This is a genomic window from Agathobacter rectalis ATCC 33656 (assembly GCF_000020605.1).
Classification (GTDB): domain Bacteria; phylum Bacillota; class Clostridia; order Lachnospirales; family Lachnospiraceae; genus Roseburia; species Roseburia rectalis.
The window spans coordinates 3,173,123-3,188,102 of sequence record NC_012781.1 but is presented as its reverse complement, the minus strand read 5'-3'; the positions used below and the strand labels follow the sequence as shown (position 1 = coordinate 3,188,102).

The following is a 14,980-nucleotide window of genomic DNA, read 5'->3' as shown; positions in this document are numbered from 1 at the left end:
CCAGTCTTTTACGGAGAGATAACAAACGAAGGGAGGCAATTGCCTCCCTTCGTTTGTTATCTACTCCTTCCATGGTTTGGTGGAGAATATGGTCTTGTTAACTCTCGCTCCTTTATGTCCTGTTTCTTAGATATAAGCCTATCGTGTAGAGACTGTGGCTTTTCTCCATACCGTTGTTTCCAATTCTTAAGGCTGTCCTGATAATCCCCATAAGCTGTCTCTGACTTATGAAATGCTTTGTAGAAGGCTTCCGCATTCTGATACCCGTATTCCTTTACGATATGGGATAATCGGGCTTTCATTCGGGAAATACGTTCCTCCAATCCGGCTATCTCTGTTGAAAGTTCGGAACGCCTTTTTGCTTTGAAGATACCTTTGCTGTCGGACAGTTCAATTTCAAGGTCACTTCGCTGTTTCTCGAGTGCAAAAATTGCTTTATTCTGTTCTTGCAGCTTTTGATAAATTTCGCATAAGTGCTTGTAAGAAACTGCTTCCGGTGATGGCTGTGGTCTTGGCGGTATGGCAGGCTTTGGTGTATCTGTCTGCTTTCTGCTTTCTTCTGGTACAGCTTTCTGCTCTTTGAAATCTGTGTTCTCCGGTCTTGCTTCAAGCTCTTTGGAAATTACTTTATCTGCAAGCTCCAGAGTTTTGAGAAATACTTTGGAGATTAACAGTTCTAATACTGCAATGGCAGTACCGATAATGGAAGATAACAGATTCGGTCTGTTTCCGTAAAGCCATACGGATTCCACAATCTTGTCCGTTATCCGTTCCTTTTTTATCTGCATGATTTCTGACTTGGAAACACCCGTTACAATCGCTCTGTCAACAGTCTGATTCCACAAGGTGCGTTTACTGTTGTCTGCCTCAATCTCGGTGGCTTTCGGATTGTTCTTACCAATCTTTTTGGTGGCAAGATACATACCGCCACGCTCAAAAACTTCTAACCGCTGGCTTTTATCCCACACATACTGATTGATAAGATTGGTATAATCCTGCTTGACGGTATCAAGGAAATTTTCAGCCTTGAAGTGTTTATCCTTAATGGAGAAAATCTGTCTTTCGTATACCTCACCTTTGTGAATCACCTTACACCTTTTACGGATATTTCCTTCTTCATCAAGTATCTCTTTCTTGGTGCGTACATGATTTCCCTTTTCGTCATAGAACATATTGCGGGTGGCAACCTTTTCTATGGGCTGTTCCAAGAGTGTACGCTCCGAAAAAATGAGATGGATGTGATAGTTGGTTTTCCGCTTATTGTGATGCAGGGCTGCGATACAGTCCGTTCCGTAAGTCTGTCTGAAATGGTCTGTAAATATCTGCAACAGTCTGTCTGGAGGATACTCCGTAAAAGATTCCGGCAGGGCTATGATCAATTCCCTTGCCTCAATACATTTCCCCTCCGTACCGTTTTTTTAAAATTCTGCCTGATTATATTTTGCAAGGTCAGTCCAAAAATTACGGTCTGTGGTTTCATATACCGCATACAGATTTTCCTGCTTCTTTGGGCTTGAAATATAATAAATTCTTCCCCGGACATTGTGGAGCTTCGTCATCTGAATAAATGAATTTCTTGGCATGTGCTTCCTCCTTTCCGTATCTGCCAAGTACAAAGCTGCAAGAAATGAGGATGGGAAACTTTCTAATGTGAAAGTGAGTAGGCTACATAGGTAGCCTGTCTACGAACATATCCGCCTGTCGGCGAAAAGCTCCCAGCAGGGCGAAATACACAGAGTACAAATCGTAAGATTTGTGCGAGGGGTGTATTTCGCTCTCAAACGCCGAGGGCTTGTATAAAAAAGTTTCTTCCCCACTTCTTAAATTTCCGGTTGTATCTTAGAGGAAGCACATGGTATAATCTATTTGCGTGTAGGTATATCATGGCTTCGGTCAGATACATACCTTAGGGATGGTCTTAGGACTGTCCCTATTTAATTTGTCACATTTCTTGTGACAGCTCTGACATTTCCTTTGTCCCTTAAGTCCCTGCCTTCATTGGCGGTCATGAACTTTTCAAGCATATCCGTTTTGATAAGGACTTTCCGTCCTACCTTCAATACCGGAAGCTTTTTCCATTCTACCAGTTTCCGCAGGGTATTTCTGCCGATACCCGTATAGTCGGCAGCTTCCTCAATGGACAGTGCAATCTTCACTTCTGTCATTAAAACACCTCCTCTTGAATTGCATAATGCAATTTTGTAACTATGCCTACTATATAACTTTTATATCTTCTTGTCAAGCGTTACGAAATTTTAAAAGTAATTATTAACTTGCATATTGCAATGCTACTTTTACTGTGTTATACTTTAGCCATACCGAAAAAGGAGGCGTATCAGAATGAAAGATAAAGAATTACGCAAGTTAATCGGTAGCAGGGCAAAACAACGCAGACTGGAATTAGGTGTCAACCAGCCTTATATAGCAGAAAAGATGGGAGTTACCGCTTCCACCATACAGCGGTATGAGGCAGGAACGATTGACAACACCAAGAAGCTTGTTCTGGATGGTCTGTCGGAAGCACTTCATGTATCAGTGGAGTGGCTGAAGGGCGAGACGGAAGAAATGACAAGTGATGTTACGGATAAAAGGGAATTACAGATTCGTGATACCATGACTTCCATTCTCTCCAAACTGCCTTATGATATGAAGGCAGACGAAGCGGATTTTTCCAAAGATTTACTGCTGCTGATGTTGAAGGAATACGAATTATTCGTTGATTCCTTTCAATATGCCTGTAAGAATTTTAAAGGGAATACGGAAGATGCCACAATTGCAAAAGTAATGGGGTTTGAATCCAATCAGGAATATAATGAGATTATGTTCCTTAGGGAAATCACCCATACGGTAAACGCACTGAACGACATGGGCGACATTGTAAGGCTCTATTCCAAGAATCCCGAAACGGCAGCCGTAAGGCTTGCAAATCTTCTTTCAGAGAAAGACTCCGAACCGGTATAGATTAGACAACCGGAGTTATGATATACTTACACGCAGAAAGCATTTCATCAGTTCCGATTGTCGATATCGAAAGGAGTAACGATTATGGCAAAAGGTTCTGTAAGAAAGAAAGGCAAGAAATGGTACTACCGCTTCTATGTGGAAGATGCAAGCGGTAATCTGGTGCAGAAGGAATTTGCAGGTACGGAAAACAAAAGCGAGACGGAAAAGCTGTTGAGGCAGGCAATGGAGGATTATGAAGCCAAGCGGTTTGTTGCAAAGGCTGAAAACATCACACTCGGAGAGTTGCTTGACCTGTGGGCTGAGGAAGAATTAAAGACAGGCACATTGAGTAATGGAACGGTTGGCAATTATCTTCAGACAATTGGGAGAATCAAACAACACCCTATCAGCAAAAGGAAACTGAAAACGGTGACTTCGGTACACCTGCAGGAGTTTATGGATTTGCTCTCATTTGGAGGCACTGTGGGAGATTTTATATCAAAAGGATATTCCATTGATTATGTAAGGTCATTTTCAGCAGTATTGCAACAGTCATTCCGGTTTGCGGTATTTCCGAAACAGTTTATTACCTTCAATCCAATGCAGTATGTGGTGATGAGGCATAAAAAGGAAGAAACAGATTTGTTTGCGGATGAAACAGCCACAGACAGAGACAAGGTTAAACCGCTTTCCTTTGAAATGTACCGGAAACTGATTGAACAGCTTGGAAAACGAAGTGGGGATGCGATTCTTCCGGTTCAGATAGCATACTTTACAGGTCTCAGACTTGGAGAGGTAGCAGGTCTGACATGGCAGGATATCAACCTTGAAGAACAGTATCTCACTGTACGCAGGAGCATCCGCTACAATGGTGCTACCCATAAGCACGAAATCGGTCCGACAAAGTGGAAAAAGATCAGGGTTGTTGACTTTGGCGATACCCTCGCAGATATTTTGAGGAATGCAAAAAAGGAACAGCACAAAAACCGTTTTCAGTATGGGGAACTCTACCAGCGGAATTTTTACAGAGAAGTAATGGAAAAGAATCGGGTGCATTACGAGTATTATCATTTGGGAATGACAGAGAATGTGCCGGAAGATTACACCGAAATCTTCTTTGTATGCTTAAGGGAGGATGGTTGTCTGGAACTTCCGGCAACCATAGAAACAGCCTGCCGGACAGCAGGAAGAAAAGTACCGGAGCTTGAAGGTTTCCATTTCCACACACTGAGGCATACCTACACGACAAACCTCTTATCCAACGGGGCTCAGCCTAAGGATGTGCAGGAACTGTTAGGACACTCAGACGTGAGTACCACCATGAATGTCTATGCCCATGCTACAAGGGAAGCAAAGCGGACTTCCGCAAGACTTCTTGATAAAGTGGCAGGCAACGATTAAACAACTGAATAATGAATTTTCCCTTGTAATTATCCCATAAGGGCAAAAACAAGGGAAAAGGATACATATATAGAATTTTCAATGGCGGGAAGCCTTGAAAATAGGGGAAAGTTAAGAGAGTTAATAGATAAATTCTTTAGGTTACAATCGATGATGGGGTAAACGAAAAAGCAGTTTTGACATTGCAGAGAACTGCCCCTTCGTTTACACCATTTTCGATTTGACCTAATTGAACAAAGTGAGCGTCCGGGTAGCCGCAACCTATGGACTTTCAATTCTTTGTTCCTGTCCATGATTATATATGATTCTCGGTATGAAAGCTACAACATTTTATAAAAAACAGGCAAATGGGCATGACGATAAAACCTCAGAAACTGAGGCTTTTGAAAGTATTAGATGTTGCTCTTTAGCAGCGCAGTGGCATTCTCATCTGTGGCTTTCCGAGATGCCCACCACATGCCTTACACACACAAACTTTGATGCCATAAAGATGTTCCAATATTTCAGGCATTTCCATGTCACGAAGCTTTGAAAGATACTTCTTACATCCAAGTAAATTTCTGCAAAGGGTGAGCTTCTGGCTTTTAGTACGGGAACATAGCAGTCCGTAGTGCCTGATGCGGACAAAATGCCGTGGTGGTACATGCATGAGAAACCGCCGGACAAACTCTACACCCGAAATAGTCAGTTCCTTCCACTGTCCCTCATTACGGTAATCCTTTACCAAGAATGTAACGGTATCATCATCCATACGGACGATGCGGTGATTGCTGACGGCAATGCGATGAGTATACTTACCAAGGTATTTAATTACTGTTTGAGCACCATTGAATGTCTTTTTACAATGAGGAATCCAGTCCATACCATAACAGGAATCTAAAAGCTCCTTGAACGTATAATGGTTGCGGAATTTTTCTGCAGTACCCTGAAATACCAGCTTATCCTCTTCCCACAGCCTCTTTAGTTCCTCCAGATATTTTCCGCGGAACATTTTGGAGATGACCCGGATGGGAAGAAAGAAATTTTCACCATTGTCCTTCCACTGGTTGTTGGAAGCCAGTCCTCCCCCCAGCAGGATGGTATGAATGTGGGGATGAAAGTTCATTTCAGAACCCCATGTATGTAAAATGCAGATGTATCCCACCTTTGCGCCGAGATGTTTTGGGTCGGCAGTCAGTTCGCTGATTGTGGAAGAAGCTGCATGGTATAAGGCATCATAAAGAAGTCTCTGGTTGCTGTAAATGACAGGGTTTAAAATATCAGGAACCGTAAAAACCAGATGGAAATAAGGAGCATCAAGGACATCCTCTCTGCGTGCATCCATCCACATTTCTTTCGGAACAGCCTGACACATTGGGCAGCAACGGTTACGGCAGGAATTGTAATGAATCTGTACGAAGCCACAATCCTCACATACACATACATTTGCACCATAGGCACCGGTCTTGCAGTTCATGATGTTATGTGCAACCTTTGCCTGTACAGGGGAAGGTGAATATTGATCAAGGTATGCCGGATAAAAACGATGAAAAATATCCTGTACTGTGGGCTTATCCATTGGCTGTACCATCCTTTCTGTCAAAAGGACTGCGGATGCCCATAATGGATTTGTTGCTGACATGAAGATAAACTTCTGTGGATTTCGGATCGCGGTGTCCAAGCAATGCCTGAATATTCCGCTGTTCCACTCCCTGCTCCATAAGGTGGGTGGCAAAACTGTGACGGAGGCAGTGAGGAGTAACACCGGATAACCCGGCAGCCGATGCAGAACGTCGGATAACCTGTTCCAGTGTACTTACGGTAAGATACTGCCCTGTAAACTGATTCGGAAACAGAATGCCCTTTGGTCTGCCTTTCCGGAACCAGTATTCCGTAAGAAGTGCAAGGTTTCTTTCAGACAGAATGGTATAACGGTCCATCCGGTTCTTGGTATCCCGGACATGAATCTGCATGTTTGTGCGGGAAATATCATCATAATGAAGATGAATCACTTCCGAGACACGCATTCCGGAAGAATACATTGTGGCGAACATGGCTTTATATTTCAGGTCATCCGTAGCATCAAGAAGCCGGTCAATTTCATCAGTAGAAAGTACGGTTGGGAGTTTGTGCTCTATTATCATGCGTGGAACAGTGATATCATCCCACAGAACGTGAAGTACATTCCGATAGAAAAAACGGATGGCTGAATTATAAAGGTTGAGGGTGGTCGCTTTCAGACCATTGTCCTTCTTGGCAAGAAGAAAGTCCCTGACATCCTGACAGGTAAGCTCTTCCGGGTGCTTTTCCATGTAATTAAGGAAATAAGAAACATAGTTTTTGTAGCAGTTAATGGAACGCTCTTTAAGGTTACGGATTTTTCCAGCTTCCTCAAGCTGTAGTAAATATTTTTCGTACATAATAATTCCTCCATGTAAAGTCAGTAATTTCGGGTATCACTGCTTACATGGAGGTGCATTGGAATAATAAAACCGCTTGCTAAAAGAACGGTTAGGTGTTAATCTTTTCATAGGCAGTGGTAATGTCGATCCTGTTTGATTGTTGGTTGTGGTGACTTAACAATACTACTATTAGGACTTGGTTTCCACTGCTTTTTATTTAGGAAAAGAAAAACTGCGTCACAGCCTTGGCAGGCCATCGCGCAGCGATTTTGTTCAATTCCAGTTTGCAGAACTGACTCAAAAGAGCTCGAATGAACTCTTTTTCCTTTTTTATAATAGTATCATTATGGTATAATAGAGACATTAGAATCGGAATTTGTCTAACTGACACATTAGAAAGGATTGTATATGAGCGAATTGATTAAGGCTGATAATGAATATAAAGAGTGGATTGCCGGAATATCCACTGATTTTAGAAAAAGCCAAATCAGGGCTTCTATGAAGATAAATGATGAGATGCTGAGATTTTATTGGAAACTTGGTAAGGGCATTTCATCTATGAGCGAACAGTTCGGGTATGGAACGGGATTCTATAAAACGGTGAGTGACGATTTGAAATCCATTTTGCCAGATGTGAAATCATTTTCTCCAACTAATTTGAAATATATGAGATATTTTTATGAGATGTATCCTGACGCAGTGATTTGTCCTCAGGTTGAGGACGAATTGATTACAGATGCAAATCGTCCCCAAGTTGGGGATAATTTACAAATCATTTTTAGAATTCCATGGGGACATAACAAAATAATACTTGATAAATGCAAAGGGAATTCTGCAAAGGCATTGTTTTATATCAGAAAGACTATTGAAAACAATTGGTCAAGAGATGTTTTACTAAACTTCTTAGGAACGGATTTATATGAACGTCAAGGCAAAGCAATAACTAACTTTACTAACACACTTCCGATAGAACAGAGCGATTTAGCACAAGCAATTACGAAGGATCCATATAATTTTGATTTTTTGACTTTGCGTGAAAGGTATGATGAAAAGGAACTAAAGGATGCACTTATAGAGAAAGTTAATAATTTTCTTATGGAGTTAGGTACTGGCTTTGCTTATATGGGCAGGGAAGTGAGAATTGAGGTAGGAGATACTGAAAAATTTATAGACATGTTATTTTACAATACTCAAAGGCATTGTTATGTTGTTGTAGAAATAAAGACAGGAAAATTTGATTCTTCTTATGCAGGTCAATTGGGAACTTATGTTGTGGCTGTTAATCATCAGATGAAAACAGAAGCTGATAATCCTACTTTGGGACTTCTGATTTGTAAAGATATGGATAAAGTAGAAGCCCAATATGCATTAGAATCTACTAGCCAGCCACTTGGTATTTCTAGTTATGAGTTATCAAAACTTATACCAGAAGAGTTCAGAGGTAGTATGCCTACTATTGAAGAAATTGAGGCCGAATTAAATGAATAATCAATTCATACAAAGAGTAATATTCGATTGGAATAGAATTGATAACGATAGTTATTTAAAGGGAATCGAGGCTTTTAAGGGAATTGAAAAACTTGATTTCAATAAACCAATCACATTTTTTGTTGGAGAAAATGGCAGTGGTAAATCAACTTTGTTGGAAGCACTTGCCGTAGCACATGGTTTTAATCCTGAGGGAGGAACAAAGAATTATGTTTTTTCTACGCATGATACACATTCAGAGTTGTGTGATGCGATAAGAATTGCCAAAGGCTATCGGAAGGAAAAGTGGGGATATTTTCTTAGGGCAGAAAGCTTTTATAATGTTGCAACACAGGAAGAAGAATATGCAGATATTACACATCCTTCCGCTAAATATCATGAAAAATCACATGGAGAGAGTTTTCTCGCATTAGCGCAGAATAATATGAATCCAAATGGCTTGTATCTTTTTGACGAGCCGGAAGCTGCATTATCACCACAGAGACAGCTTACATTGTTAATGCAAATATACAGATGTGCAAAAGAGGGAGCACAGTTTATTATAGTTACGCATTCGCCGATTTTGTTAGGAATACCAGATGCAGATATCTATTGTTTTGATAATGGATGCATACATCTGTGCGAATATGAGGATACAGAGAGTTACCAGGTAACAGAAATGTTTATAAATAATAGGCAGATGCTGTTGGATAGATTACTAACAGATTAGATAATAAAGAAATCAACAACTTCAAGTTTAACGAGGAGGTGCTTTACATGAAAAAAAGTTTATCAAGGAATTCGAATGTGGAGCCGGATTGTTAAAATGTCCCCGGTCGTATTTGATTCGATCACAAATTATATTAGAAAGCAGTTGGTAAAGGAGTAGGTTATGACATTAGAAACTGAGAGATTAATACTTCGTCCCTGGAAAGAGGATGATGCAGAGAGTTTATATAAATATGCAAAAAATCCAGAGGTTGGGCCTATAGCAGGATGGCCAGTACATACAAGTGTAGAGAATAGCAGAGAAATCATCAAAAGTGTTTTGGCAGCAGATGAAACATATGCAGTGTGTTTAAGAGAAGATAATGTTGCAATTGGAAGTATCGGATTGACTCCGCCAGCTCAGTCGCACACAAAAGCAGCTGATGATGAAATAGAAATTGGATATTGGATAGGTGTTCCATACTGGGGGCAGGGCTTGATTCCCGAAGCGGTTCGAGCTTTACAGAAGCATGCTTTTTTAGATTTGGGTTGTAGTGCTATATGGTGTGGATATTATGACGGAAATGAAAAATCAAAACGCTGTCAGGAAAAATGTGGATTCAAATATCATCATACGGAAGAAAATAAACCCTGTGCACTTATGGGAGATGTTAGAACGGAGCATTTTACTTATCTTACAAAAGAACAGTGGTCTGATAGTCAGGATAAAGTAAATTTTATGGAGGTATAGAACTGTGAAAAAACACCATATTGAATATGTTGAAGTTGTGGGTGTAGATGGTGGATCTTGCTCTTATTTGTATCCCTCTGTATAACGAAATGTTCAGAGGCTGCTTTACAGTGGTGGAAAGAAAAATATCAAAAAATTGATGATTAATGGTGAGATTGTGATAGAATGGAAAAAAGAGAAAAGCACACCTATTGTTTTGACCGTGGGTGAGCATGGATGCGGAAGCCATAGCTGTCATTAAGAAAAATATATAAATACGCCAGTGAAATAATACAGATTGGCGCAGTTCTCTTAGATGAAGGATTCAACAGAAAACGAGGTATTAAAGATGATAAAAATTATATCAGACAGTACATGTGATCTGTCACAGGAAGTTTTAGAAAGATACGATATAGATATTATTCCGCTTCATATTGTAAAATGAGATGAAGAACTGGAGGATGGACCGCAGATAGACATTCATGCATTGTATGAGTGGGCTGATAAAAATAAGACTACACCAAAGACTTCAGCTCCATCTATAGAAACAGCAATGAATGTAATGCGACCATATATTGATGAAGGCAGGGAGATCATATGCTTTTCCATATCAAGTGAGATGTCGACATCAATCAATGTGATCAGAATGGCGGCAGAAGAACTTGATGCGGAAGATAAAGTTACGGTGATAGATTCAAGAAATCTGTCCACAGGAATAGGCCTGCTTGTTGTTGAGGCGGCAGTTATGGCAGCAGATGGGAAATCCCGTGAGGAGATAAAAGCCGGAATTGATGAACTGATCCCGAAGGTAAGAGCAAGCTTTGTTGTAGATACACTTGTGTACCTTTACAGAGGTGGCAGATGCAATGCGGTTTCTGCGCTTATCGGAGGAGCATTGGCGCTTCATCCCATGATCGTTGTAAAGGATGGTAAAATGGATGCAAGCAGGAAATATAGAGGTAAGAGATTACATAGCCTCTCTTGGCATTTTTAAGGAAATTATAGAGACAAGAGCAGGTGGTGTGATTTCATCACATTGTGGGCCTGGCACACTCGGAGTGTTATTTATTGCAAAATAATGGAGTTTCATATGGTAAGTACTTTGAAGCTGCTCGGAAAATATAAACATTTTATAAATTATTAGCACTCGCTATTGACGAGTGCTAATAATAGGTGTATAACATAGTCAAGAACAAAGGAAAGGAACAAAAAGCAAAGGCTTTGAGTTCTTGAAACATCCCGGTTCCAAAGAAACAGGTTGACACAGATTTTATAGATTAAGAAGGAGAGATGACTTATGTTGATGCCTAGTATTTTTGGAGAAAACTTATTTAACGATGATTGGATGGATTTTTCATTTCCTGATGTTGACAAGGTGCTTTATGGTAAACACGCAAAGAACGTTATGAAGACTGATGTCAAGGAAACAGACAATAGCTACGAAGTAGATATAGATCTTCCGGGATTCAAGAAGGATGAGATTGAGGCTAAGCTGGAGAATGGTTACTTAACTATCAGCGCAGCCAAAGGACTTGACAAGGAAGAGAAGGATGAAAAGGATGGCAAGTACATCCGCAAGGAGCGCTATTCCGGTGCTATGAGCAGGTCTTTCTATGTAGGCGATGAGCTGAAACAGGAAGATATCAAGGCAAAGTATCAGGACGGTATTCTTAAACTTTCAGTTCCGAAGAAGGAGCAAAAGAAAGTTGAGACCACAAAGCATATTGCTATTGAAGGATAAACTTAATTTAAATCATGTTATGAGAAGTCGCACAGGCCTATGGCCTGGGCGGCTTTTTAAATTAAAATTATTACAATACGGTCACAGGAATGATTTGAATATATGGAAGCTTTGGGATGCAGCATCTATGCAAGTCGCAAGAACAACGGTTCAACGGATTTACGAGATTGCCAGGAAGAAAATAGCAGATAGCTGTCATTAAGAAGAATAGAAAAAATAAAATGGTTATTCAGATAAAAGATGATCGGTTCCTTCTACAGCTTTTATTAATTTCTTTAAGACTACCTTTTCCTTGAGAGAAAGCGGAAGTTCATCAATCGGTTTTTTATCAACTGATTTTTCTAATAATAATTCCTTAAACGCAAATTCAAATCATTGTCTTCATTAGGGCATGCGGAATTTAGAAATTCATTTTACAATGAAAATCGAAAAGCGCTCGAAAGAGCTCTTCTTGTGTATAGAAAAATGGGAATAATAGAACGGTAATAATATTTGTATTTTGCCCCTCAATCCGCTATACTATAACTAAGTATAGCGGATTGATACGTTTTGTGGAGGTTCATATGGTGAGTACTTTAAAACTGCCGGTAGGAATTGATAGTTTTGAAAAAATCAGAAGGAACAACTTTTATTATATTGACAAGACAAAACTCATAGAGCAATTGGTTGAAACCGGTGGAGAGGTCACTCTTTTTACGAGGCCGCGCCGTTTCGGAAAAACTCTTAACATGAGTATGCTTAAAGCTTTTTTTGAAACCGGTGCGGATGAGTCATTGTTTGATGGCTTATATATTGCGCAAAATAAGGCACTTTGCGAAGAACATATGGGTAAATATCCGGTTATATTCCTGTCATTAAAGAGTGTGGAGGGATTGAAATACGAGGATGCCATATATCGTATTACTGAGCTTATAGGAATGGAGGCAGAAAGATTCGGCTTTTTGGAAGATAGTGAATATCTGTCAGAAAATGAAAAAAAGCGTTACAAGGCGATTATTGCATTGAAGGATGGAACGAATGCAATGGATGAAAAAGTGCTTGTATCGAGTCTGCAGATTTTATCTCAATTATTATATAAGCATTTCGGACAAAAGACTGTAATATTAATTGATGAATATGATGTTCCTCTGGATAAGGCATTCCAGAATGGTTACTATAAAGAGATGGTTTCACTCATCAGAGGGCTTTTTGGAATGGCACTAAAGACAAACGAGAGCCTGCAGTTTGCAGTTTTGACAGGATGTTTACGGATCACGAAGGAAAGCATCTTTACAGGGCTCAATAACTTTAAAGTGATGTCTATTCTGGATGCAAGATTTGATGAACAGTTTGGATTTACAGATAATGAGGTGAAGAAAATACTGGATGATTACGATTTGGCATCACATTTCGAAGAGACAAAGGAATGGTATGATGGGTATCATTTTGGTAAGGCTGATATTTATTGTCCATGGGATGTCATAAACTATGTTGATCAGTTAAAATATGACAAGACTGCAGAACCGCAGGATTTCTGGTCAAATTCAAGCGGAAATGCGATTGTCCGCAGATTTATCGACATGGCTGATGTTTCTACAAAAACGGAAATAGAGAGGCTGATAGCAGGGGAGAGTATTGAAAAGGATGTAGCTCCTGAGCTGACCTACGATGAGATATATAAGAGCATAGAAAATCTGTGGAGCGTGCTTTTTACGACAGGTTATCTGACGCACAACGGCCGCACTGAAAGCGGAAAATATTGTCTTGTAATTCCTAACAGAGAGATTAGAAATCTTTTTGTCAAAAAAATAAAAGAATGGTTTTCGGATGTTTCTAAAAGTGATGGAAAAACACTCGAAGAGCTTTGCAGTGCGTTTGTGAATGAAGATGCACAAAAGATTGAACAGATATATGGTGAGTATCTGTGGAACACAATAAGCATACGTGATACAGCAGTTGCAAAAGAGAAGAAAGAAAATTTCTACCATGGAATTTTGCTGGGACTCCTGGGTTACAAGTCAAACTGGCTTATCAAATCGAATGCTGAGTCGGGAATCGGCTATAGTGACATACTTGTGGAAGTACCGACAAACAGAACAGGAATTGTAATAGAACTCAAGTACGCTGAAGACGGTGATTTGGATGCTGCCTGTGATAAGGCATTAAAGCAGATTGAGGAAAAAGATTATGTGGCAAAGCTAAAGCAGGATGGTATGGATAACTTTATCAAGTATGGGATTGCATGCTTTAAGAAAGTGTGCAAGGTTGTGTGTTAAATAACAACTGTTGTTCCATCACGATGACTTAATTCTTATTTTGCAATGCCCTTTCATAAACATGCTCGCATTACTATTGAGAATCAGCATAAAAATCCAATACCGGCTTTTTTATCAGATTGATTACTGCCTGTATGATTCGCTTCCAGAAGACACTTCTTATTTTCATGCTCAGTTGAGAAGGCAGGCAATAACTGAAATTGGAAAAGATTATGTTATTCTTGATAATGTAAAAGGAAGTGGCCGTTATGTAGGTACTTATCTGGGACTTTTGCTTCGATGTACCTTTATGTGTATTAATAAGCATGTAGAGAGATATAGTTTCTCTCTTCTGCATAGTTCCGTAATGATTGCTGCTTGACAGTCTCCTTCAAGTTCGTTATAATGATAAACGCAAAATTTTAGTGGACTTTTCCGGATTCGGTCATCTTTTTGCCACACAGCTATCTTGTGATAGTTGTGTGGCTTTTTTGTTGCTTGTAACTCGGAAGTATTAGCAGAATGGAGGACTATAATGTTCGGACAATTTGTGGAGAAGAGGGAAAGCATGCAGACAAATAACAAAATGGCGGTTGCGCCGCGCTGGCAACCGGCATCGGGCAGACCTTGACGCTTGCGATTTATCTGGTCGTTTATTTTGTGCGGCCAATTCGCGTGCATATCCGCAGGCAGTACATTTTGCTCAGCAAAAAGATGGTAATAAAGCTGTACTCCATCGGCATTCCCGCAACCTTGAATATTGCGCTCCCATCTCTTTTGATTTCGGCGCTCAATGCAATTTTGGCGGCATATTCCGAAGTGTATATTCTGGTTTTGGGAATATATTACAAATTGCAGACATTCATCTATCTTCCGGCTAATGGCATTGTTCAGGGGATGCGCCCCTTGATCGGCTATAACTACGGTGCGGGGGAGAATAAAAGAGTCAGCCAGATTTATAAAATCGTCTTGTGCATGAGCGGTATCATTATGGTGCTTGGAACAGTGATATGTCTGCTAATCCCCGGCCAGCTTATGGGGCTGTTTACCCACACAGAAGCGACAATCCAGACCGGGAAAACAGCCCTGCGTATCATCGGCGCCGGTTTTATTGTCTCGGCGGTTTCCGTTACATCTTCCGGCGCACTGGAGGGACTTGGAAAAGGCATTCCTTCGTTACTGATTTCACTTTGCCGGTATGTTGTGGTTATCATCCCAACTGCGTTTTTACTCAGCAGCATTTTCGGAGCGGTTGGCGTCTGGAATGCGTTTTGGATCACGGAAGCGATTACAGCAATCATTTCTATTTGTGTTTACTACAAGGCAATATCACAAAGCCAGCGGAGCCAGTCAACAGTAAAATGAACGTTGCTTT

The 14,980-nt window shown here is 40.3% G+C and carries 13 protein-coding genes and 2 pseudogenes; 10 read left to right on the top strand and 5 right to left on the bottom strand.

Features of this window, described 5'->3' with window-relative positions; translation table 11 throughout:
* Nucleotides 1–56: 56 nt before the first annotated feature.
* The 3 genes from EUBREC_RS15100 to EUBREC_RS15095 form a co-directional block, all read right to left on the bottom strand.
* Nucleotides 57–1,379, bottom strand: coding sequence for a MobA/MobL family protein (locus EUBREC_RS15100; protein WP_012744120.1), 1,323 nt, complete (start codon nt 1,377–1,379; stop codon nt 57–59).
* Nucleotides 1,380–1,418: 39 nt separating this feature from the next.
* Nucleotides 1,419–1,583: a hypothetical protein gene (locus tag EUBREC_RS18475; RefSeq protein WP_012744118.1), complete on the bottom strand. Its 165-nt coding sequence runs from the start codon at nt 1,581–1,583 to the stop codon at nt 1,419–1,421.
* Nucleotides 1,584–1,934: 351 nt separating this feature from the next.
* Entirely contained in the window at nt 1,935–2,165 is a 231-nt protein-coding gene (locus EUBREC_RS15095) for a helix-turn-helix domain-containing protein (protein WP_005604346.1), read from the bottom strand.
* 175 nt (nt 2,166–2,340) lie between these two features.
* Here EUBREC_RS15095 and EUBREC_RS15090 point away from each other — a divergent pair, with 175 nt between their 5' ends.
* The gene (locus tag EUBREC_RS15090; RefSeq protein WP_005604344.1) at nt 2,341–2,961 is read left to right on the top strand and encodes a helix-turn-helix domain-containing protein; all 621 of its coding nucleotides are present in this window, start codon (nt 2,341–2,343) and stop codon (nt 2,959–2,961) included.
* 84 nt (nt 2,962–3,045) lie between these two features.
* Nucleotides 3,046–4,344: a tyrosine-type recombinase/integrase gene (locus tag EUBREC_RS15085; protein ID WP_012744117.1), complete on the top strand. Its 1,299-nt coding sequence runs from the start codon at nt 3,046–3,048 to the stop codon at nt 4,342–4,344.
* 406 nt (nt 4,345–4,750) lie between these two features.
* Here the strand turns inward: EUBREC_RS15085 and EUBREC_RS15080 are convergent, their stop codons facing one another.
* Together EUBREC_RS15080 and EUBREC_RS15075 are read right to left on the bottom strand one after the other, a co-directional pair.
* The gene (locus tag EUBREC_RS15080; protein ID WP_012740994.1) at nt 4,751–5,902 is read right to left on the bottom strand and encodes an IS91 family transposase; all 1,152 of its coding nucleotides are present in this window, start codon (nt 5,900–5,902) and stop codon (nt 4,751–4,753) included.
* Nucleotides 5,895–6,743, bottom strand: a complete 849-nt coding sequence (locus EUBREC_RS15075) for a tyrosine-type recombinase/integrase (protein WP_012740995.1) — start codon at nt 6,741–6,743, stop codon at nt 5,895–5,897. The genes EUBREC_RS15080 and EUBREC_RS15075 overlap by 8 nt, the downstream gene beginning before the upstream one ends.
* A gap of 390 nt (nt 6,744–7,133) precedes the next feature.
* On the opposite strand from EUBREC_RS15075, the gene EUBREC_RS15070 reads away from it, so the two are divergent.
* The 8 genes and pseudogenes from EUBREC_RS15070 (at nt 7,134) to EUBREC_RS15030 (ending at nt 14,970) form a co-directional block, all read left to right on the top strand.
* Nucleotides 7,134–8,213, top strand: coding sequence for a PDDEXK nuclease domain-containing protein (locus tag EUBREC_RS15070; RefSeq protein WP_012744115.1), 1,080 nt, complete (start codon nt 7,134–7,136; stop codon nt 8,211–8,213).
* Entirely contained in the window at nt 8,206–8,922 is a 717-nt protein-coding gene (locus tag EUBREC_RS15065) for an AAA family ATPase (protein ID WP_012744114.1), read from the top strand. Before EUBREC_RS15070 ends, EUBREC_RS15065 begins: the two co-directional genes overlap by 8 nt.
* Before the next feature lie 162 nt (nt 8,923–9,084).
* Nucleotides 9,085–9,651: a GNAT family N-acetyltransferase gene (locus EUBREC_RS15060; protein ID WP_012744113.1), complete on the top strand. Its 567-nt coding sequence runs from the start codon at nt 9,085–9,087 to the stop codon at nt 9,649–9,651.
* A 328-nt stretch (nt 9,652–9,979) separates the two neighbouring features.
* A pseudogene (locus EUBREC_RS15055) lies at nt 9,980–10,709 on the top strand (DegV family protein).
* A gap of 218 nt (nt 10,710–10,927) precedes the next feature.
* Nucleotides 10,928–11,371, top strand: coding sequence for an Hsp20/alpha crystallin family protein (locus EUBREC_RS15050; protein ID WP_012744109.1), 444 nt, complete (start codon nt 10,928–10,930; stop codon nt 11,369–11,371).
* Between the two features lie 563 nt (nt 11,372–11,934).
* The gene (locus EUBREC_RS15040) at nt 11,935–13,626 is read left to right on the top strand and encodes an AAA family ATPase (RefSeq protein ID WP_012744107.1); all 1,692 of its coding nucleotides are present in this window, start codon (nt 11,935–11,937) and stop codon (nt 13,624–13,626) included.
* Between the two features lie 27 nt (nt 13,627–13,653).
* Nucleotides 13,654–13,897: pseudogene (locus EUBREC_RS18330) on the top strand (DUF2961 domain-containing protein); the annotation flags it as partial.
* A gap of 335 nt (nt 13,898–14,232) precedes the next feature.
* Nucleotides 14,233–14,970: an MATE family efflux transporter gene (locus tag EUBREC_RS15030; protein ID WP_022292739.1), complete on the top strand. Its 738-nt coding sequence runs from the start codon at nt 14,233–14,235 to the stop codon at nt 14,968–14,970.
* The last annotated feature ends 10 nt before the right edge of the window (nt 14,971–14,980 follow it).